Annotated in this window: 17 protein-coding genes; 16 read left to right on the top strand and 1 reads right to left on the bottom strand. The window is 65.7% G+C overall.

What is annotated here, in order from left to right; all coding sequences use genetic code 11:
• Positions 1–37: 37 nt before the first annotated feature.
• Positions 38–1441, top strand: coding sequence for a UDP-N-acetylmuramoyl-L-alanine--D-glutamate ligase (gene murD, locus BLQ71_RS09730; protein WP_043137924.1), 1404 nt, complete (start codon positions 38–40; stop codon positions 1439–1441).
• A 6-nt stretch (positions 1442–1447) separates the two neighbouring features.
• Here the strand turns inward: murD and BLQ71_RS09725 are convergent, their stop codons facing one another.
• Complete coding sequence (locus tag BLQ71_RS09725) at positions 1448–2620, bottom strand: BaiN/RdsA family NAD(P)/FAD-dependent oxidoreductase (protein WP_074621575.1); 1173 nt, start codon at positions 2618–2620, stop codon at positions 1448–1450.
• 137 nt (positions 2621–2757) lie between these two features.
• Here BLQ71_RS09725 and BLQ71_RS09720 point away from each other — a divergent pair, with 137 nt between their 5' ends.
• The 15 genes from BLQ71_RS09720 to recN all read left to right on the top strand — a co-directional run bounded on the left by BLQ71_RS09720 (position 2758) and on the right by recN (position 20071).
• Positions 2758–3066 carry a hypothetical protein gene (locus tag BLQ71_RS09720; protein WP_074621574.1) on the top strand — a complete coding sequence of 103 codons (309 nt, stop codon included), beginning with the start codon at positions 2758–2760 and terminating at the stop codon, positions 3064–3066.
• Positions 3067–3221: 155 nt separating this feature from the next.
• Positions 3222–4391, top strand: a complete 1170-nt coding sequence (locus BLQ71_RS09715; RefSeq protein WP_043137917.1) for a peptidoglycan glycosyltransferase FtsW — start codon at positions 3222–3224, stop codon at positions 4389–4391.
• A 97-nt stretch (positions 4392–4488) separates the two neighbouring features.
• The gene (gene murG, locus BLQ71_RS09710; protein WP_069209470.1) at positions 4489–5598 is read left to right on the top strand and encodes an undecaprenyldiphospho-muramoylpentapeptide beta-N-acetylglucosaminyltransferase; all 1110 of its coding nucleotides are present in this window, start codon (positions 4489–4491) and stop codon (positions 5596–5598) included.
• Between the two features lie 126 nt (positions 5599–5724).
• Positions 5725–7125, top strand: coding sequence for a UDP-N-acetylmuramate--L-alanine ligase (gene murC, locus BLQ71_RS09705; protein ID WP_069209489.1), 1401 nt, complete (start codon positions 5725–5727; stop codon positions 7123–7125).
• A 200-nt stretch (positions 7126–7325) separates the two neighbouring features.
• Positions 7326–8882 carry a hypothetical protein gene (locus BLQ71_RS09700; protein ID WP_133066135.1) on the top strand — a complete coding sequence of 519 codons (1557 nt, stop codon included), beginning with the start codon at positions 7326–7328 and terminating at the stop codon, positions 8880–8882.
• A gap of 121 nt (positions 8883–9003) precedes the next feature.
• A complete protein-coding gene (locus BLQ71_RS09695; protein ID WP_074621572.1) occupies positions 9004–9249 on the top strand; it encodes a DUF2484 family protein in 246 nt (81 codons plus the stop codon).
• A gap of 66 nt (positions 9250–9315) precedes the next feature.
• On the top strand, positions 9316–9603 hold the full coding sequence (locus tag BLQ71_RS09690) for a hypothetical protein (protein WP_074621571.1): 288 nt from the start codon (positions 9316–9318) through the stop codon (positions 9601–9603).
• A 40-nt stretch (positions 9604–9643) separates the two neighbouring features.
• Positions 9644–10567, top strand: a complete 924-nt coding sequence (gene murB / locus BLQ71_RS09685) for a UDP-N-acetylmuramate dehydrogenase (RefSeq protein ID WP_043137910.1) — start codon at positions 9644–9646, stop codon at positions 10565–10567.
• Positions 10568–10751: 184 nt separating this feature from the next.
• Positions 10752–11672 carry a D-alanine--D-alanine ligase gene (locus tag BLQ71_RS09680; protein ID WP_088702322.1) on the top strand — a complete coding sequence of 307 codons (921 nt, stop codon included), beginning with the start codon at positions 10752–10754 and terminating at the stop codon, positions 11670–11672.
• Positions 11660–12661, top strand: a complete 1002-nt coding sequence (locus BLQ71_RS09675; protein ID WP_074621569.1) for a cell division protein FtsQ/DivIB — start codon at positions 11660–11662, stop codon at positions 12659–12661. The genes BLQ71_RS09680 and BLQ71_RS09675 overlap by 13 nt, the downstream gene beginning before the upstream one ends.
• A complete protein-coding gene (ftsA, locus tag BLQ71_RS09670) occupies positions 12658–13986 on the top strand; it encodes a cell division protein FtsA (RefSeq protein WP_043137904.1) in 1329 nt (442 codons plus the stop codon). Before BLQ71_RS09675 ends, ftsA begins: the two co-directional genes overlap by 4 nt.
• Before the next feature lie 495 nt (positions 13987–14481).
• Positions 14482–16080, top strand: a complete 1599-nt coding sequence (gene ftsZ, locus BLQ71_RS09665; RefSeq protein ID WP_074621568.1) for a cell division protein FtsZ — start codon at positions 14482–14484, stop codon at positions 16078–16080.
• A 385-nt stretch (positions 16081–16465) separates the two neighbouring features.
• Positions 16466–17395 carry a UDP-3-O-acyl-N-acetylglucosamine deacetylase gene (gene lpxC / locus BLQ71_RS09660; protein ID WP_043137900.1) on the top strand — a complete coding sequence of 310 codons (930 nt, stop codon included), beginning with the start codon at positions 16466–16468 and terminating at the stop codon, positions 17393–17395.
• A 132-nt stretch (positions 17396–17527) separates the two neighbouring features.
• Entirely contained in the window at positions 17528–18382 is an 855-nt protein-coding gene (locus BLQ71_RS09655; RefSeq protein WP_043137898.1) for an outer membrane protein assembly factor BamD, read from the top strand.
• A 36-nt stretch (positions 18383–18418) separates the two neighbouring features.
• Positions 18419–20071: a DNA repair protein RecN gene (gene recN / locus BLQ71_RS09650; protein WP_074621567.1), complete on the top strand. Its 1653-nt coding sequence runs from the start codon at positions 18419–18421 to the stop codon at positions 20069–20071.

The raw sequence follows: 20071 nt of genomic DNA, 5'->3' as shown, positions 1-20071 counted from the left end.
ATTTGGCTGGTTCAATTGAAGTGACGGGAGTGGTCGCATGATCCCGGTACGCGGGTTTGACGGTGCTATTGTCGCGGTGCTCGGACTGGGCCGATCCGGCCTGTCTGCAGCGCGGGCGTTGCGCGAAGGTGGCGCGCGCGTGGTGGTCTGGGATGACACGACGGCGGCTCGAGAGCGGGCAGAGGCCGAAGGATTCGAGGCGCGGCGGCTGGACCGCGAGGAGGCCTTTGACGACGTGGCCTGCCTGGTGACTTCGCCTGGTATCCCGCATCTGTACCCACAGCCCAACACGGCGATTGCTGCGGCGCTGCGGGCCGGTGTGCCGGTCGACAACGATATCGGGTTGTTTTTCAGGAGCCTGGGGCATGGCTGGGACAGCTATGACCAGCCGCCAAAGGTGGTGGCGGTCACCGGGTCGAACGGAAAATCGACGACCTCGGCGCTTATCCACCATATCCTGAGCGCCTCCGGGCGGGACAGCCAGTTGGCGGGCAACATCGGGCGGGGCGTGCTGGACATCGACCCGCCGGGGGATGGCGGAGTCGTGGTGCTGGAACTCAGCAGTTACCAGACCGATCTTGCCCGCAGCCTGACGCCGGATGTCGCTGTTTTCACGAATTTTTCCGCCGATCACCTGGATCGTCACGCGGGGCTGGGCGGCTATTTCGCGGCTAAGCGCCGGCTCTTTGCCGAGGGCGGGCCGGACCGGGCCGTGATCGGTGTTGACGAGATCGAAGGTGCCTACCTGGCAGGGCAGCTCTCCGAGGGGCGCGCAGATGACCGGGTGATCCGGGTGGCCAGCGGTCAGAAACTCTCGGGTCCGGGCTGGTATGTCTTTGCGCGCAAAGGATTTCTGTCCGAATGGCGGAAAGGGCGGCAGGTGGCTTCGATCGACCTGCGTGACATCGCCGGTTTGCCTGGGGCGCACAATCACCAGAACGCCTGCGCTGCCTTTGCCGCTTGCCGGAGCCTGGGTCTTGGCCCGCGCGAAATCGAGGCGGCTTTGCGTACCTTCACCGGGTTGCCGCACCGTTCTCAGCGGGTGGGCGAGGCGAAGGGCGTCACCTATGTCAATGATTCCAAAGCCACAAACGTGGACTCTGCCCTGAAAGCGCTGCTGGCCTTCCCAAAGGTACGCTGGGTCTGTGGCGGGTTGATGAAGGAAGGCGGGTTGGAGGCATTGCAGCCGGGGCTGGCGCATGTGTCCCGGGCCTATGTGATCGGGCGCGAGCCCGAGAGCTTTGCGTTGCAACTGGTTGATACGGATGTCGAAATCTGCGGTGACATGGCGACGGCCGTGGCCCGTGCAGCGGCGGATGCAGAACCGGGCGAGGTGGTGCTTCTGGCGCCGGCTGCCGCGAGTTTCGATCAGTACGACAATTTCGAGAAGCGCGGCGAGGATTTCATCGCCTGTGTAGAAGCGGAATTGGCCAAGGAATAAAGGGGCTTATGCGGCAATGTGGCGGCCTGCCGCCACGCCGGAGGCCCAGGCCCACTGGAAGTTGTAGCCGCCCAGCCAGCCGGTCACGTCGATTGCCTCTCCGATCACGTAGAGGCCGGGAAGATGCTTTGACATCATGGACTTGGAGTCGACCCCCTCGGTCGAGACCCCGCCCAGCGTGACCTCGGCGGTGCGATAGCCTTCGGAGCCGGTGGGTTTCAGGCGCCATGCGGTGAGACTGTCGGAAAGCGCGTCGATGCGGGCGTCGGAGAGATCGGCGATATTCCCTTTCAGATCAATGTCCTGACCCAGAAACTCGACGAGGCGTGCAGGCAGATGCGTGGCCAGCTCCGTCGTCACGGCGCGGCGGCCCTCGGTCTGGCGGCAGGCCTTCAGGATTTCGGGAAAATCCCGACCGGGCAAGAGGTTGACGGTGATCTCTTCGCCCTCGTGCCAATAGCTTGAAATTTGCAGGATGGCGGGGCCGGACAACCCGCGATGGGTGAAAAGAAGCGCCTCTTCGAAGCTGGTTTTATTATTTGAAACCAAGGCATTGGTGGAAACGCCAGAAAGCGGTGCAAAGCGGTCTCCGAAGGTCAGGGGGACCAGTGCGGGGCGGGTTTCGGTGATGGCGTGGCCGAACTGGCGGGCGATGTCATAGGCAATCCCCGTGGCGCCCATCTTGGGGATGGACTTGCCGCCCGTGGCCAGGATCAGGTTTTTTGACGTGATTTCAATGGGTTTTCCGTCGCGCTCAAGCGAGGTGACAAAGCGGCCGTCGGCATGGCGGACGTCCTTGATCTGGGTCCGAAGCCAGAGCTGTGCGCCGGATTTCTCCATTTCTTTCAATAGCATGTCCACGATCTGCGTGGATTTTCCGTCGCAAAAGAGTTGTCCCAGCGTCTTTTCGTGCCAGGCGATGTCATACTGCCCGACGAGGTCGAGGAAATCCCACTGCGTGTAGCGGGCCAGGGCGGATTTGCAGAAATGAGGGTTCTCCGAAAGGAAGGCATTGGAATCACAATACATATTCGTGAAATTGCAACGCCCGCCGCCGGAGATGCGGATCTTTTCGCCGGGGTTTTTCGCATGGTCCACGACCAGCACATCCGGCCCGGCAAAGGCGGCGGCCATCATGCCGGCGGCGCCGGCGCCAAGGATCAAAGTGGTGACGTGCATGGGGGTCCGGAGTTTGTACGTTTTGTACGTTTTGTACGTCGATTTCCGCATTTTGTACAAAGCGGTAACGCGCTCTTAACCGAGCAGCGCGCGGTGAGAAAGGGGCGCGTTAATCACCTTCGGGGCAGGGTCACGGCATGACACGCAAACCGATCATGATGTTCCGGGCCACCGAATTGCCCGCCGGGGTGTTCCGCGCCGAGATGGCGCTCTACCTGCGCAAGCTGGAGATGATAGGCGACCGTTTCCTGATCACCCGCAGCGGGCAGGTGGTGGCGGGGCTGGTTTCTCCTTGGGACGTGCAGGCGCTGGAAGAAATCGACCAGCGCGACCGGGAAGAGCGCGAGCGCCGCTTGCGCGAACGCAGCAACCACCTGACCTGGCTGGAAGAGGCCCGCGAAAAGGCGCGGCGCGGCGAGGACGTGGAATGGCGCCCGCGGTTCTGAGCGGGACGGCGGGGTAAACCCCGCCCTACGCGTGGCGACCGGGGCACATCGTCCTAGGAGCCGCCGGATTCCTTTGGCCTGATCGGAAAATCTGCGCTATACTGGCCGTCAGACCCGGGACAAACCGGGCGGTTCGAGGCAGTAGCGGTGTTCAGATGACAGAGATGGTTTACGGCACGGTGCCCGTGAAGGGTGGCGAGCCTGTGTTGCCGAAGTGGTGGCGCACTGTGGACAAGTGGACCTTGTCCTGCATTTTCATGCTGTTCGGGATCGGCCTTTTGCTGGGGCTTGCGGCCTCGCCGCCGCTGGCCGAACGGATCGGGCTGCCGCCTTTCTACTACGTGCAGCGACAGGCTTTTTTCGGCGGTCTTGCCCTGGTGGCCATGGTTCTGGTCTCGATGATGGGGCCGGTCATGGTGCGGCGTTTTGCGGTGCTGGGGTTCTTCGCGGCCTTCATCGCGCTGGCCTTTCTGCCGCTCCTGGGGACGGATTTCGGCAAGGGGGCGGTGCGCTGGTACAGCCTTGGCTTTGCCAGTCTCCAGCCCTCCGAATTCCTGAAACCCCTGTTCGTGATCGTCACCGCCTGGCTGATGGCCGCGGGGCAGGAGCTGGGCGGTCCCCCGGGGCGGAGCTATTCCTTTGTCATCATGGTCAGCATCGTGCTGATGCTGGCGATGCAGCCGGATTTCGGCCAGGCGGCCCTGATCCTCTTTGGCTGGGGCGTGATGTGGTTCGTCGGCGGCGCGCCGATGCTGCTGCTGGTCGGGCTGGCCGGGTTGGTGGTGCTGGCGGGCATGGTGTCCTACAATTACTCCGAGCACTTTCAGCGCCGCTTTGACGGGTTCCTGAACCCCGAGGTCGATCCGACCTCGCAGCTGGGCTATGCCGAGAACGCGATCCGCGAGGGCGGTTTCTTTGGTGTCGGTGTCGGCGAGGGCCAGGTGAAATGGAGCCTGCCGGACGCGCATACGGATTTCATCATCGCAGTGGCGGCGGAGGAATACGGGCTGATCCTGGTACTGGCGATCCTGACGCTTTATTCCGCCATCGTCATGCGCAGCCTGATCCGGCTGATGCGGGAACGCGATCCCTTTATCCGGCTGGCGGGCACCGGCCTTGCAGCCATGTTCGGCGTGCAGGCGATGATCAACATGGGCGTGGCGGTGCGCCTGTTGCCGGCCAAGGGGATGACGCTGCCTTTCGTCAGCTACGGCGGCTCGTCGCTGATCGCGGGGGGCATCGCGGTGGGGATGCTGCTGGCCTTTACCCGGACGCGCCCCCAAGGCGAGATCCGCGACATCCTGCGGGGACGGGCGCGCGGATGAGGGCGGCATTGGCAGGAAACTGCCGGTATTCCCCTTGTCATGGACGATCGCGCGCGGATGCTATATCGGCGCGTGGATCGATGACGGAGACAGGAATATGGGCGAGCGCAAGCCTTTGCTGGTGATGGCCGCCGGCGGGACCGGAGGCCATATGTTCCCCGCCCAGGCGCTGGCGGAAATCATGCTGGCGCGCGGGTGGCGGGTCAAGCTGTCGACCGACGCGCGCGGCGCCCGGTATACGGGCGCCTTCCCCGAGGGGGTCGAGATCGAGCAGGTCTCGGCCGCGACCTTCGACCGGGGCGGGCCGCTGGCCAAGCTGGCGGTGCCCTTCCGCCTGGCCTCTGGCGTGGTGTCGGCGATATTCGGAATGCGGCGCGACCGGCCCGACGTGGTCGTGGGCTTTGGCGGGTATCCCAGCGTGCCGGCCCTGACCGCTGCCTGGCTGCTGAAGCTGCCGCGCATGATCCACGAACAGAACGGCGTGCTGGGCAAGGTGAACACCTGGTTTGCGACGCGCGTCAACGTCATGGCCTGCGGCACCTGGCCCACGGATCTGCCCGAGGGCGTCGAGGGCATCCACACAGGCAACCCGGTGCGCCGCGCCGTGGCCGAACGGGCCGGGGCGGGATACATCGCGCCCGGGCCCTATCCGATGTCGATCCTGGTGATCGGCGGATCGCAGGGGGCGCGAACGCTGTCTGACGTAGTGCCGCCGGCGATTGCCGCGCTGCCGTTGGACATGGTGGGCAACCTGCGCGTCAGCCACCAGGCCCGCGACGAGGACGAGGAGCGCGTGGCGACCTACTATGCCGAACACGGGCTCACGGCGGATGTGCAGCCCTTCTTTCACGACGTTCCCGCCCGGATGAGCGAGGCGCAGCTTGTGATCTCGCGCTCGGGGGCGTCGAGTGTGGCAGACATCGCGGTGATCGGGCGGCCCTCGATCCTGATCCCCTATCCGCATGCGACGGGCGATCATCAGGTGGCCAATGCGCAGGCGCTGGTGGATGCGGGCGCGGCGATCCGGATCCCGGAAAGCAAGCTGACCATCGAAAGCCTGACGGAGTCGATCCACGCGATCCTGTCGAATGAATCCGGGGCGATCCAGATGGTGCGCGGGGCACTGTCAGTGGCGAAACCCGAAGCGGCGGAGCACCTGGCCTGGCTGGTCGAGGAACTGGCCGCGGGACGGATGACGACAGAATGAGCGGGGCCGGCACGACAGGCCGGGTGACAAGAACGATGGCGGCAGCGCTACGGGGACAAGACAAGAATAACCTCGAAAAAGGAGAGGCGGGACATGAAGGATCTGGAGCTTGAGCGGGGGGCCTGCATGACGGGTGCGACGAAACTGCCCGGAGACGTGGGTGCGATTCACTTCGTGGGCATCGGCGGCATCGGCATGTCGGGCATCGCCGAGGTGCTGCTGAACCACGGCTACAAGGTGCAGGGGTCCGACCTGAAGGCCTCCAAGATCACCAGGCGGCTGGAAGAGCTGGGCGCGCATGTCTTTGAAGGCCAGCGCGCCGAGAACCTGGACAAGGCCGAGGTGGTGGTGATTTCCTCGGCGATCAAGCCGGGCAACCCCGAACTGGACGAGGCGCGCCGCCGGGGCCTGCCCGTCGTGCGCCGGGCCGAGATGCTGGCCGAGCTGATGCGGCTGAAATCCAACGTCGCCGTGGCCGGGACGCATGGCAAGACGACGACGACCACCATGGTCGCCACGCTGCTGGACGCGGGCAAGTTCGACCCGACCGTGGTCAACGGCGGGATCATCCATGCCTATGGGTCCAACGCGCGCATGGGGCAGGGCGAATGGATGGTGGTCGAGGCCGACGAGAGCGACGGCACTTTCAACCGCCTGCCCGCGACCATCGCCATCGTGACCAACATCGACCCCGAGCACATGGAACACTGGGGCACGATAGAGAACCTGCGGCAGGGCTTTTACGACTTCGTGTCGAACATTCCCTTCTACGGGTTGGCGGTCTGCTGCACCGATCACCCGGAGGTGCAGGCGCTGGTTGGTCGCGTGACCGACCGCCGCGTGATGACCTACGGGTTCAACGCGCAGGCGGACGTGCGCGCCGTGGGGCTGACCTACAAGGCCGGCGTGGCGCATTTCGACGTGGTCTTTCAGCAGACCGGTGACAAGATCGAGGGCTGCACCCTGCCGATGCCGGGCGATCACAACGTGTCGAATGCCCTCTCGGCGGTGGCCGTGGCGCGGCACCTCGGGATGAGCGGGGACGAGATCCGCGAGGCGCTGGCCGGTTTCGGCGGCGTGAACCGCCGCTTTACCCGCGTGGGCGAGGTGAACGGCGTGACCATCATCGACGACTACGGCCATCACCCAGTGGAAATCGCCGCCGTGCTGAAGGCCGCGCGGCAGGCCTGCGAGGGCCGGGTGATCGCCGTGCACCAGCCGCACCGCTACACCCGCCTGCACCATCACTTCGAGGAGTTCTGTTCGTGTTTCAACGAGGCGGACGTGGTGGCCATCGCCGAGGTCTTTGCCGCCGGTGAGGACCCCATCGAGGGCGCTACGCGCGACGATCTTGTCGCCGGTCTGGTGCGCCACGGCCACCGCCACGCCCGCGCGATCCGCGACGAGGACGACCTCGAACGCCTGGTGCGCGAACAGGCGATGCCGGGCGACATGGTGGTCTGCCTCGGCGCGGGCACGATTTCTGCCTGGGCGAACGGGTTGCCGAAGCGGTTGGCGGCGGGGTAATCCCCGCCCTACGCGGTATTGAAAATGGCCCCTTTCGGGGGCTGTTTTTGTTTTTTGGGGGAGGCCTCATGCCAGAGGCATGCTTTGAGCATGCCCCCGTCTCGCGAGGCGAGACTCCCCCAGAGGTATTTTCTGCCCAAAGAAGCTGGGGGTGGGGATTTGCCGTTGCGGTTCAGCGCCGGGGTGATGAAGCTGGTGGCATGAAGGCCGAGGACATCAAGGACCGGGAAACGCTGGAGGCTTGGCTAAGGGGAAGGCCGCGGCGGGATTCTATCGTGGTCGCGCATCGCGCGGCGCTGCGGGTGCTGCCGGTCTGGGGCGCGGCGATGGGGGAGGATTGGGCGCGGGAAAGTGGTTTGACAGCCTTGCCGCTTCTGCGCTGTGGTTTGATATCGGCGGTCGTAGCTGCAAGGTCGTCTGTAGAAATCAACAAGGAAGCTCGCGCTGCCGCGCTCGCCGCGGACGCAGCCGGCGCCAACGCCGATGGGGCGATTTCTATGACCGCAGCAAATGCAGACGCGGCCGCTATTGCAGCCGCTAATGCAGCGATTACCACTTACGCATCCATTGCAGTCTCTGGCGCGGTCCGAGCTGCCGATCAAGCCAACCTTGTTTACGATGCCTCCACCAACATCTCGGATGTCACGCTGCTCGAGGATGGGGGCGATCCAATCAACCTGGACCTTTGGCCAAACCATCCCCCGGAGCGTTTCCTTGCCAAAGAGAGGGTGACGTTGGCGATCTGGGATGAGGACCCCCCCGAACGCTGGGAATTCTGGCGGCGCTGGTGGGAAGGCGCCAAGCGTGGACAGCCCCTGGACCCGGGCCTGCAGCTGACCATCGTCAAGGGGATCGACGAGGAGACCTGGAAAGACCCGGACAAGGTGGCTGAGGCGATTGCCAAGATCGAAATGGCGTTCGTGCCTCCATTGTCAGACGCGGCCTTCAGCGATTTCCGTTTCGACACGGTGCACCAGTGGATGGTGCTGGCGGATTTCGACGACGACCTGTCGCACCTGCGAGATCCCGAGGTTATCCGGGCGTTTCACGAAGATTGTGAGGACCTGCGGGACCAGTTGCAGGACTTCATCGATTTTGCGGGGGACATGGCAGAAGGCCGCAACCGCCCTGTGCCAATGGTGCGGTCTGCCGACAAGCTGTTGAAAGAGGTCCAACGTGCGGAGGGGGCGGAAAGGCTGCGCGCGCGGCGGTTCGTTCAATTGGGGCAATATGCGGAACTGCATGCAGCGGTGGAGGTGGACCGCAGCGTTGTCGGTGAGACCAACGCGCGGATGCTGGACGATGCCTTGGAGACGTTTCGTTCAGTCTGTCGCAAGCATCTGGGGCCGGTCCTGCGACGGTTGGATCCGCTGGATCGGTTCGAACTGGGAGACAGTGATCCCGTGGAACTCGTGAAGGTCCTGAGCGGGACCGTCAATGCTCTTGCCACGGCGCAGGTGCAGGGACTGAAACCCCTGTCGCCTGACGCCGAGACGGCACTGCGGGAGCTGGTCGAAGGATTGGAAGACCTGAAATCGCAACTGACCGAGGCGCAATCGGAAGAGCGGCGGTCCTACCTGAGACGGCGATTTGCGCGGAACTATGCGGCCAGTGCGGCGACGGTCAAACGGCTGACGGAACGCATGGCGCCGGTGGCGCAGGGCACCACCAAGGCGGTGGATGGCGCGATCAAGAACCACGGGCGCTGGAAGAAACTGGTCGAGATCGTTGATTGGTTGTCGAGTTTATGGAGTTGACCCGACTGTGGACGAGGCCTTTTGCCCCCCTTTTTCTGCAATTGCATCTATCGCAGGGGTTGTGCGGATCGTGCGGCTGGCGCATTCTATAGGCACCTCTGGGGGGCACGGAGGGCAGACAATGTCATTATCGCTGATCCTCGCCTGTGCCTGGGCCGTGCTGGCCAATGTGCTTGCGATGATACCGTCGCGCGACAATCACTGGACGCGCGCTTATGTGCTGATCGCGCTGGGGATCCCGCTGGTCGGCTATGTCACCTACCAGAACGGACCCTGGGTCGGGCTCTTTGTCCTCTTCGCGGGCATGAGCATTCTGCGCTGGCCGCTGCGCTACCTGTTCCGCTGGGTGCGGCAGACCGCAAGGTAGGGCGCTTCTGACTGGTCTGCGGGGCCGCGTACGGCGAGACTGTCGCCATACCGGAGGAGCTGACCGATGATCTACCTGATACCCGCCCTCGTGGCGCTGGGTGCGCTTGGCCTTGGCTGGGCGCTTTTGCGGTTCGGGATGGGGGCCGCGGCGGCGGTGCTGGCCTTGGCCCTGACCGGTGCTGGCGGCTGGCAGATCTACCGCATGCAGATGGCGAGCGAGGGCTGGGACGCGCTGGGCTATGGCATCGGGCTGATGCTGGGGGTCCTGCCGGCCCTCGTGGGGCTGGGGGTTGGTGCGCTGATCGGTCTGGCCCGGCGGCACAAGGCCGAGGCGGCGGCCGAGCGCAGCTGACCCCTTGCGGAACGGCGCGGCGCGGCCTAGCACCTTTGCCATGACAGAGCTTCCCGAACCGCGCGGACGGCTGACCCCGGGCCGCCCCTTGAGTGAACTGACCTGGCTGCGCGTGGGCGGCCCGGCGGACTGGCTGTTTCAACCCGCCGACCTGGACGACCTGCAGGCCTTCCTGGCGGATCTTCCGGCAGAGGTGCCGGTCTTTCCGATGGGCGTGGGGTCCAACCTGATCGTCCGGGATGGCGGGCTGCGGGCGGTGGTGATCCGGCTGGGGCGCGGGTTCAACGGGATTTCGGTCGATGGCACCCGCGTGACGGCGGGGACGGCGGCGCTGGATGCGCATGTGGCGCGGCGCGCGGCAGAGGCGGGGGTGGACCTGACCTTTCTGCGCACGATCCCCGGCAGCATCGGCGGCGCGGTCAGGATGAACGCGGGTTGCTATGGGACCTATGTCGCCGATCACCTGGTCGAGGTGCGGGCGGTCACGCGCGCGGGCGAACTGGTGACGATCCCGGCGGGCGAGTTGAACCTGGCCTACCGGCAGAGCGAATTGCCCGAGGGCTGGGTGCTGGTCGAGGCGGTGTTCGAGGGGGCGCAGGGCGATCCCGAGGAATTGGCCGCGCGCATGGACGCGCAGTTGAAAAAGCGTGATGAGACCCAGCCCACCAAGGACCGCACCGCCGGCAGCACCTTTCGAAACCCGGCGGGGTTTTCCTCGACGGGCCGAGCGGACGATACCCATGACCTGAAGGCCTGGAAGGTGATCGACGAGGCCGGGATGCGCGGGGCCACGATGGGCGGGGCGCAGATGTCGCCCAAGCATTCCAACTTCCTCGTCAACACTGGCGGCGCCACGGCGGCAGAGCTGGAAGGGCTGGGGGAGGAAGTGCGAAAAAAGGTTTTCCAACACTCTGGAATAGAGTTACACTGGGAAATCATGCGGGTCGGTGAGCCGGCGCGCTGATTTGGGCCTCCGTTAAACGACAAGATCAAGAGCAGGGCCCGGCGACCACAGGCAGGTTGCACCAGTTTTTGCGGGATGACCCGCGGCAGAAAAAGGCGACGGGGGTGAACCCCGCGCGGTGGAACGTGGGCAATGCCCCTCGTTCATAATTTGGGGGCAAGGCCCCCAGGGCAGTTGAGGCGTTTTGGGGATGTCGAGCAGGACACTCCCGAAAGTGGTGGTGCTAAAGGGCGGACCCTCGGCAGAGCGCGAGGTTTCGCTGGTTTCCGGACGGGAATGCGCCGCCGCTTTGAGGGGCGAAGGCTATCAGGTGATCGAACTGGACGCGGGGCCGGACGTGGCCGCGCGCTTGCAGGAGACCGCGCCGGACGTGGTGTTCAACGCCCTGCACGGGCGTTGGGGCGAGGACGGCTGTGTCCAGGGTCTGCTGGAATGGTTGCGCATCCCCTACACGCATTCCGGCGTGCTGGCCTCGGCGCTGGCGATGGACAAGGAAAAGACCAAGGAGGTCTACCGCAGCGCCGGGCTGCCGGTGGCGGACAGCCTGCTGGCGGGCCGGGACGAAGTGCAGGCGCGCCACGTCATGCCACCGCCCTATGTCGTCAAACCCTACAACGAGGGCTCTTCGGTCGGGGTCTACCTTGTTCACGAAGAGGCCAACGGCCCGCCGGTGCTGGACGCGTCCATGCCCGAGGTGGTCATGGTCGAGGCCTTTGTGCCCGGGCGCGAGCTGACGACCAGCGTCATGGGCGACCGGGCGCTGGGCGTGACCGATATCGTGACCGACGGCTGGTACGATTACGACGCGAAATACAAGGCGGGCGGATCGCGCCATGTCTGTCCGGCGGAGATCCCGCAGGAGATCACCGAGGCCTGCCTGGACTACGCGCTGCGCGCGCACCGGGCGCTGGGCTGCCGGGGCGTGACGCGGACCGATTTCCGCTGGGACGAGGCGCGGGGCCTCGATGGGTTGATCCTGCTGGAAACCAACACGCAGCCGGGCATGACGCCGACCTCTCTGTCGCCCGAGCACGCCGGGCTGATCGGCCTGACCTTCGGCCAGTTCTGCGCCTGGATGGTGGAGGATGCCTCATGCGATCGCTAGAGTTCCGCGAGGGCGACGATCCGCAGATGGCGCGGCTGGACCCGGGGGCATCGCGGCTGAAATACCGCATCGAACGGCTGATGCTGACGCCGTTCTTTCGCTTTTCGCTGCGGGTGCTGCTGCCGTTCGCCCTGTGCCTGGGTGCCGGGGCGGCCTGGTTCTCGGTCGAGGAGAACCGCGAGGATTTCAACCTGATGATCTCGGAGGTGCGGGCCGCGGTCGAGAACCGCCCCGAGTTCCAGGTGCGCATGATGGTGGTCGATGGGGCTGACGAGGCACTGATCGACATGATCCGGGCCGAATTGCCGATCGATTTTCCGATCAGCTCGTTCGACATGGACCTGGACCGGCTGCAACGCCGGGTGGTCGCGCTGGACGAGGTGAAATCCGCCGAGCTGCGCGTGCGCCAGGGCGGGGTGCTGCAGGTGGACGTGGTGCAGCGTCAGCCGGTGGTCCTGTGGCGGACCTCGGCCGGGGTGGACCTGCTGGACGAGGGCGGGATCTTTGTCGCGCAGGCCGAGCATCGCGCCGATTTCGCCGACTTGCCGGTGATTGCGGGAGACATCCTGCGGCCCGAGGCGGCGGCGGCGCTGAAAAAGCCCGCGGCGGACCGCTCCGAGGCAGAGGCCAAGCTGGCCGAGGCGGCGCAGGCGCGCATGGCGCTGGTCGTCGAGGAGGCCCTGCGCATGGACGCGCTGACCGGACCGATCCGCGACCGGCTGCGCGGGTTCGAACGGATCGGCGCGCGGCGCTGGGACGTGGTGCTGGACCGTGGCCAGCGCATCATGCTGCCCGAACAGGGGGCGGAACGGGTTCTGGAACAGGTGATCGCGATGGCGGTGACGGAGGGCGTCGACCTTCTGGCGCGCGACCTGGTGGCGGTGGACCTGCGGCTGCCAAGGCGGCCGACGATACGAATGACCGATGCAGCCACGCAGGAGATGCGGCGCATCAAGGCGATCGAGGCGGGTAGGGAAGTCAAACAATGATCGAGCTGTACGAGTCCCAGAGGGCAATGCGGAACATGCGGCGCGCGGCGATGCAGCGCGGCGTGGTGGCCATCCTGGACGTGGGGTCGTCCAAGGTGGCCTGCCTCGTGTTGCGCTTTGACGGAACCGATCCCTCGGACGATGGCATCGGCTCGTTGGCGGGGCAGTCTGGCTTTCGCGTGATCGGCGCGGCGACGACACGGTCGCGCGGTGTCTGTTTCGGCGAGGTGCAGGACATGGGCGCCACCGAGCGCGCCATTCGCACCGCCGTGCAGGCGGCGCAGAAGATGGCCGGCATCCGGGTGGATCACGTCATCGCCGCCTTCTCGGGCGCCGAGCCGCGCTCTTATGGTCTTGCGGGCAAGTCGGACGTGCTGGGCACCACGGTGGACGAACAGGACGTGGCGCGGGTGCTGTCGGCCTGCGATGTGCCGGATTTCGGACCGGGGCGCGAGGTGCTGCACGCGCAGCCGGTGAACTTCGTGCTGGATCACCGCTCGGGCCTGATCGACCCGCGCGGACAGATCGGCAACGAGCTGGGCTGCGACATGCACATGCTGACGGTCGAGGCGCAGGCGATCCAGAACCTGGCCCATTGCGTGAAACGCTGCGACCTGGAACTGGCGGGGCTCGCCTCCTCTGCCTACGTCTCGGGCATCTCGGCGCTGGTCGAGGACGAACAGGAGCTGGGCGCGGCCTGCATCGACATGGGCGGCGGCGCGACTGGCGTGTCGATCTTCATCAAGAAACACATGATCTACGCGGATTCCGTCCGTATGGGCGGCGACCACGTCACCCGCGACATCAGCCAGGGGCTGAAGGTCTCGATGGCGACAGCGGAGCGGATCAAGACCTTTTACGGCGGGCTGGTGGCAACCGGCATGGACGACCGCGAGATGATCGAGATCGGTGGCGACACCGGCGACTGGGAACACGACCGGCGGACGGTGAGCCGCGCCGAGCTGATCGGCATCATGCGGCCAAGGGTCGAGGAGATCCTGGAAGAGGTGCGGGTGCAGCTGGACGCTGCGGGGTTCGATCATCTGCCGTCGCAGCAGATCGTGCTGACTGGCGGGGCAAGCCAGATCCCGGGGCTGGACGGGCTGGCCTCGAAGATCCTGGGGCAGCAGGTGCGGCTGGGGCGGCCCCTGCGCGTGCACGGCTTGCCACAGGCGGCAACCGGGCCGGGCTTTGCGACGGCGGTAGGCCTGTGCCTGTTCGCGGCGCATCCGCAGGACGAATGGTGGGATTTCGAGATCCCGGTGGACCGGCTGCCGGCGCGCTCGCTCAAGCGGGCGGTGCAGTGGTTCCGCGACAACTGGTGAATTCGGTCGGCGGGGCGGGACTGTTTGCGGCTGGCGCCGCAAAGACGCCCGCCCGCCGACCCTTTTGACAGGCTGTGCCCGTCGTTTTCTTGCGTGGTCGCCAGGAGCAGGCTGAGCGACGGTTCGGGGGGCAGGATTTCTCCGGGCCGGGCGCGTTTTCGCGGGTGACAGTGCTTTCGGGGCGCGTTAGGTTATGCACAGGTGCCCGTGGATAAGAGGCGCCAGGAGGGTCGGGCAGGCACTCCGGACATTGTAGAGACGTGAATCCGCGCAGGGGTTGCCCCTGTGCCCGGTGTCGTATTTTGCGCCGGAGTTGGTGGGCCACACCAGATATGTGGATATCTCCGATATCGGCGGAATTGAGCCGTAAAATTGGCCATATTTTGTGGCTTTTTTGCGTTTTTCGCGTGACGGGCGGAACCTCAAAAGGTAGGATTCAAGGGAACAGGCCGTGCACAGGCCTGAAACCGGAATAAAAAGACAGGCGGACATATCATGGCACTGAACCTTTCGATGCCCGGGCATGACGAGCTGAAGCCCCGTATTACGGTCTTTGGCGTCGGCGGGGCAGGCGGCAATGCCGTCAACAACATGATCGAGAAACAGCTCGAAGGCGTCGATTTCGTCGTCGCGAACACCGATGCCCAGGCGCTTGCGCAGAGTATGTCGCAAAGCCGCGTGCAGTTGGGTGTGAAGGTGACCGAGGGGCTGGGCGCCGGGGCGCGCGCCAGCGTCGGTGCAGCCGCCGCCGAGGAGAGCATCGAGCAGATCGTCGACCACCTGGCCGGCGCGCATATGTGTTTCATCACCGCCGGCATGGGCGGCGGCACCGGGACGGGCGCCGCGCCGATCATCGCGCAGGCGGCGCGTGAACTGGGCGTGCTGACCGTCGGCGTCGTGACCAAACCCTTCCAGTTCGAAGGCGCCAAGCGGATGAAACAGGCCGAGGCGGGCGTCGATAGCCTGCAGAAGGTCGTCGACACGCTGATCATCATTCCGAACCAGAACCTGTTCCGCCTGGCGAACGAGAAGACGACCTTTACCGAGGCCTTCTCGATGGCCGATGACGTCCTGTACCAGGGCGTGAAGGGTGTGACCGACCTGATGGTCCGTCCGGGCCTCATCAACCTCGACTTTGCCGACGTCCGCGCGGTGATGGACGAGATGGGCAAGGCCATGATGGGCACCGGCGAAGGCGAGGGCGAGGATCGCGCGGTCCAGGCGGCCGAGAAGGCGATAGCGAACCCGCTGCTGGACGAGATCAGCCTCAAAGGCGCCAAGGGCGTGCTGATCAACATCACCGGCGGCCACGACCTGACCCTGTTCGAACTGGACGAGGCGGCCAACCGCATCCGCGAGGAAGTGGACGCGGACGCCAACATCATCGTCGGTTCGACGCTGGACGACAGCATGGCCGGCCAGATGCGCGTGTCGGTCGTTGCCACCGGCATCGACGCCACCGAGAACGTGCACGATGTCCCGGTGCCGCGCCGCAAGCTGTCGCAGCCGCTGGGCAATGCAACGCCCGAACCCGCACCGCAGCAGGAACCGCAGCCCGTGGCCGCCGAGCGTGCGCCCGAGCCGGAACCCTCGCTGTTCGGTCAGATGGACAGCCATGACCAGGCGGAGCCCGTGCAGTCGCGCGACTATGACGAGGTGATCGAGGAGCAGGCCGCCGACGATGGTCTGCCGCCGCCGGCCTACCGTCCGCAAGTGGCCGAGTTCCGCCCGGCGCCCGATACGATCGAGGCCGACCCGCAGGATTTCGTGGCACCGCGTCCCGCAGCTCCCGGCACGCCCAGCCCGGCAACGCTTGACCGGCTCAAGGCCGCCGCCGCCCGGACCCGCGAAGAGGTGCAACAGGCGCCCGCGCCGCAGCCGGCCCCCGCCCCGGCCGAGGAAAAGTCGCGCTTCAGCGTCAACTCGCTGATCGGGCGCATGACTGGCCACGGCGAGCACGCCGCGCCGCAGCAGCCGCGCCGCGCCCAGCCGCCGGTGCAGGCGCATCGTCCGGCTCCGGTCCACGATCACGAGCCCGAGGCCGAGGACGACCGGATCGAAATCCCGGCTTTCCTGCGCCGCCAGGCCAACTGAACCAAGCCCGGAATTTCAGCAGGACGTCCGTCTGCCTGCTGAAATTTCCACACCTCGTGAGATCGCCCTCTGCCTCTGCAGGGGGCGGTTTCATGTCGGGAGGCGTGTTTCAATGTGTTCACAATCGGCAACACTCTCGCAAGAAACCGGGTTTTCCGGGGGGATTCGCGGGCGATTTCGCGTCGGATGTTCGGGCATTTTTTTGATTTAAAGACAGTATCTTGTAATGGATATTTCATGCTCTTGGCGGGGTTTTGCCGACCGTATCCGCACCATGTTTCACACGGTTACAATCTTTGATTTGAGGCACCGCGACAGCTTGGTTACCCCCATCACCAAAGCCGCGTCCAGGTTGGGGGGACGTGCGCAACACAGGGGCAGCTTCGTGCAAACAACGCTTCGGTCTTCGATCACATTCGCAGGTGTCGGCCTTCACTCTGGCCAACCTGCGCGACTGACAATCCGGCCGGCCAGTGCCGACTACGGTATCTGGTTCAAACGCACGGACATCCGTCTGGGCGACACGATGATTGCCGCCCGGTGGGATGCGGTCGAGGCCTCTCCGCTCTGCACGCAGATCGTCAACCGTGCGGGCACCTCGGTGTCCACGGTGGAACATGTCATGGCGGCACTGGCCGGCTGCGGTGTGCACAATGCCCTGATCGAAATCGACGGACCCGAGGCCCCCATTCTCGACGGGTCCTCGGTGCCTTTTGTGCGCGGTATCCTTGCCCGCGGCCTGCGCGAACTGGCGGCCCCGGTGCGCGCCATCGAGGTGCTGGCCCCGGTCGAGGTCAAGACGGACATGGGCTGGGCCCGCCTGTCGCCGGGCCACCCGGGGCAGGGGCTGTCGATGCAGTTCCACATCGCCTTCGCGGATGCGGCCATCGGGGAACAGACCAAGACGATGAACCTGGCCAACGGCGCCTTCGTGCGCGAGCTGTGTGACAGCCGCACCTTCTGCCGTGCCTCCGATGTCGAAGCGATGCGCGCCGCGGGCAAGGCCCTGGGCGGGACCTATGAAAACGCCGTCGTGGTAGATGGAGACCGGGTGCTGAGCCCGGGCGGATTGCGCCATTCCGACGAGGCCGTGCGCCACAAGATGCTGGACGCGCTGGGTGACCTGGCCCTGGCCGGTGCGCCGATCCTGGGCCATTACGAGGGTCACAAGGCAGGCCATGCCATGACCAACGCACTGCTGCGCGCGCTCTTTGCTGCGCCGGATGCCTACCGTGTCGTGCTGTGCGACAGCGGGCAGGCGGCGCGTCTTCCGGGTGCCGGCGTCGGGCGCCACGAAATTCCGGCTGTGGCCTGAGCCGCACGCATGGGCAGCAAGGCGCGCATTAATCGGGCCGTAAGACATTTTGCACCGGAATTTTCTGTGCTAGACCCCTCGCAATGGACGGCCCGTCAAGGGGACGTCGAACGAGGTAGAGGGTGTTCGGGCATGTCTGGGGGCAGATCGCGAAAACTGGTGATCGTGGCATTGGCGGTGGCTCTGGCCCTGCCCGGGTGCGATTCGCTGCGGCGGCGCGAGGTCGGGCCGGGGAATGTCCCGCTTGAGACCTATACCGCCAAGCAGATCTTCGAGCGTGGTGAATACGAACTGTCGCGCAAAGACGCGAAGGACGCTGCCTTCTACTTTGGCGAGGTCGAGCGGCTGTATCCCTATTCGGACTGGGCCAAGCGCGCGCTGATCATGCAGGCCTATGCCTACCACGAGAACAAGGATTACGAGAACGCGCGCTCTGCGGCGCAGCGGTTCATCGACTTTTACCCCGCCGATGACGATGCGGCCTATGCGCAGTACCTGCTGGCGCTGTCCTACTATGACCAGATCGAACTGGTGGGCCGCGACCAGGGGCTGACCTTTCAGGCCTTGCAGGCGCTGCGGACGGTGATCGAACGCTATCCCGACAGCGAATACGCGCGGTCTTCGATCCTGAAATTCGACCTTGCCTTCGACCATCTCGCGGCGAAGGAAATGGAGGTCGGCCGGTACTACCTCAAACGTCAGCATTATGGCGCGGCGATCAGCCGGTTCCGCGTGGTGGTTGAGGATTTCCAGACCACGACGCATACGCCCGAAGCGCTGTTCCGTCTGATCGAAAGCTACCTGTCGCTGGGCCTGTTGAACGAGGCGCAGACCGCCGGGGCGATCCTCGGCTACAACTACCAGTCGACCGAGTGGTACGAGGATGGTTACAAGCTGTTGCAGAAGCAGGGGCTGAAGCCCACGGCTCTTGGCGACAACTGGCTGTCGGCCATCTATCGCCAGATGATCAAGGGCGAGTGGTTGTAAGAAGCATCGGGCCCGTGCCCGGACCAATGGCTGACCATGCTGCGCGCGCTTGAAATCAGGGACATGTTGATCATCGAACGGCTGGAGCTCGAGTTCCAGCCGGGTCTCAACGTGTTGACCGGGGAAACCGGTGCCGGGAAATCCATCCTGCTGGATTCGCTGGGGTTCGTGCTGGGCTGGCGCGGACGGGCAGAGTTGGTGCGAACCGGTGCCGAGCAGGGCGAGGTCGTGGCCGAGTTCGAGTTGCCGGAGGGCCATGCGGCCTGGGCGGTTCTCGAAGAGGCTGGTCTGCCGGCCTCGGATGAGCTGATCCTGCGGCGGGTGAACACCAGGGACGGCCGCAAGACCGGCTGGGTCAACGACCGGCGGGTGTCGGGCGAGGTGCTGCGGCGCCTGTCCGAGACGCTGGTCGAACTGCATGGCCAGCACGACGACCGGGGGTTGCTGGACCCCAGGGGGCACCGTTCGATCCTGGATCTTTACGCGGGTGCGGGTGAGGCGCAGGCCGAGGTGCGCCGCCGCTGGCGCGCCGTGGGCACGGCCCGCAAGGAACTGGAGACGGCGCAGGCGGCGCTGGAGGCCGTGCAGGCCGAAGAGGAATTCCTGCGCCACGCGGTCGATGAACTGGACAAGCTGGACCCGCAGCCGGGCGAGGAAACCGAGCTGGATGCCCGCCGCCGGATGATGCAATCGGCCGAGAAGATCCGCGACGACATCGCCCAGGCCTCCAGCGCGCTGGGATATGACGGGGCAGAGGGGGCGATGGCCAATGCGTTGCGCTGGCTCGAAGGGGCCGCGGACAAGGCTGAGGGCCGCCTCGAGGCACCGATCGCGGCGCTGGCCCGCGCGATGGCGGAACTGGACGAGGCCGCGACCGGCGTGGCCGATTGCCTTGAAGCACTGGAGTTCAATCCACTGGAGCTGGAAGAAGCCGAGGAACGCCTGTTCGCGATCCGGGGCCTTGCGCGCAAGCACCAGGTGATGCCGGACGACCTGCCCGGGCTGGCTGCGGACCTGTCGGAAAAGCTGGCCGCGCTGGACGCGGGTGAGGCGCGCATCGGCGACCTGCGCAAGGCGGTGGACAAGGCCGAGGCGGAATATGACGCGGTGGCCTCGGCACTGACCGAGATGCGCCGGACGGCGGCCGGGGCACTCGACAAGGCAGTTGCGGGGGAACTGGCGCCGCTCAAGATGGAGCGCGCGGTGTTCCAGACCGCCGTGACCGAGGCGGCCGCCGGGCCGGAGGGGCGCGACATGGTGGCCTTTACCGTGGCGACCAACCCGGGCGCCCCGGCGGGGCCGCTGAACAAGATCGCCTCTGGCGGCGAACTGTCGCGGTTCCTGCTGGCGCTGAAGGTCTGCCTGACCGAGGCGCAGGGGCGCGGGGCCACGATGATCTTTGACGAGATCGACCGGGGCGTCGGCGGCGCCACGGCGGATGCGGTGGGGCGGCGGCTCAAGGCGCTGTCGGAAGGCGGTCAGGTTCTGGTCGTTACCCATTCGCCGCAGGTTGCGGCGCTTGGCAGGCATCACTGGCGCGTGGCCAAGCGGGTGGACGGGGAGGTGACCCTGTCCGAGGTCGTGCCGCTGGCCGAGGACGAGCGCGAGGACGAGATCGCGCGGATGCTGTCGGGTGACACCGTCACGAAAGAGGCCCGCGCGGCGGCGCGAGCCCTGCTGAAGGCCTAG

It is taken from the genome of Antarctobacter albus (assembly GCF_900101505.1).
Classification (GTDB): Bacteria; Pseudomonadota; Alphaproteobacteria; order Rhodobacterales; family Rhodobacteraceae; genus Antarctobacter; species Antarctobacter albus.
This window is presented reverse-complemented; position numbering and strand designations above follow the sequence as displayed.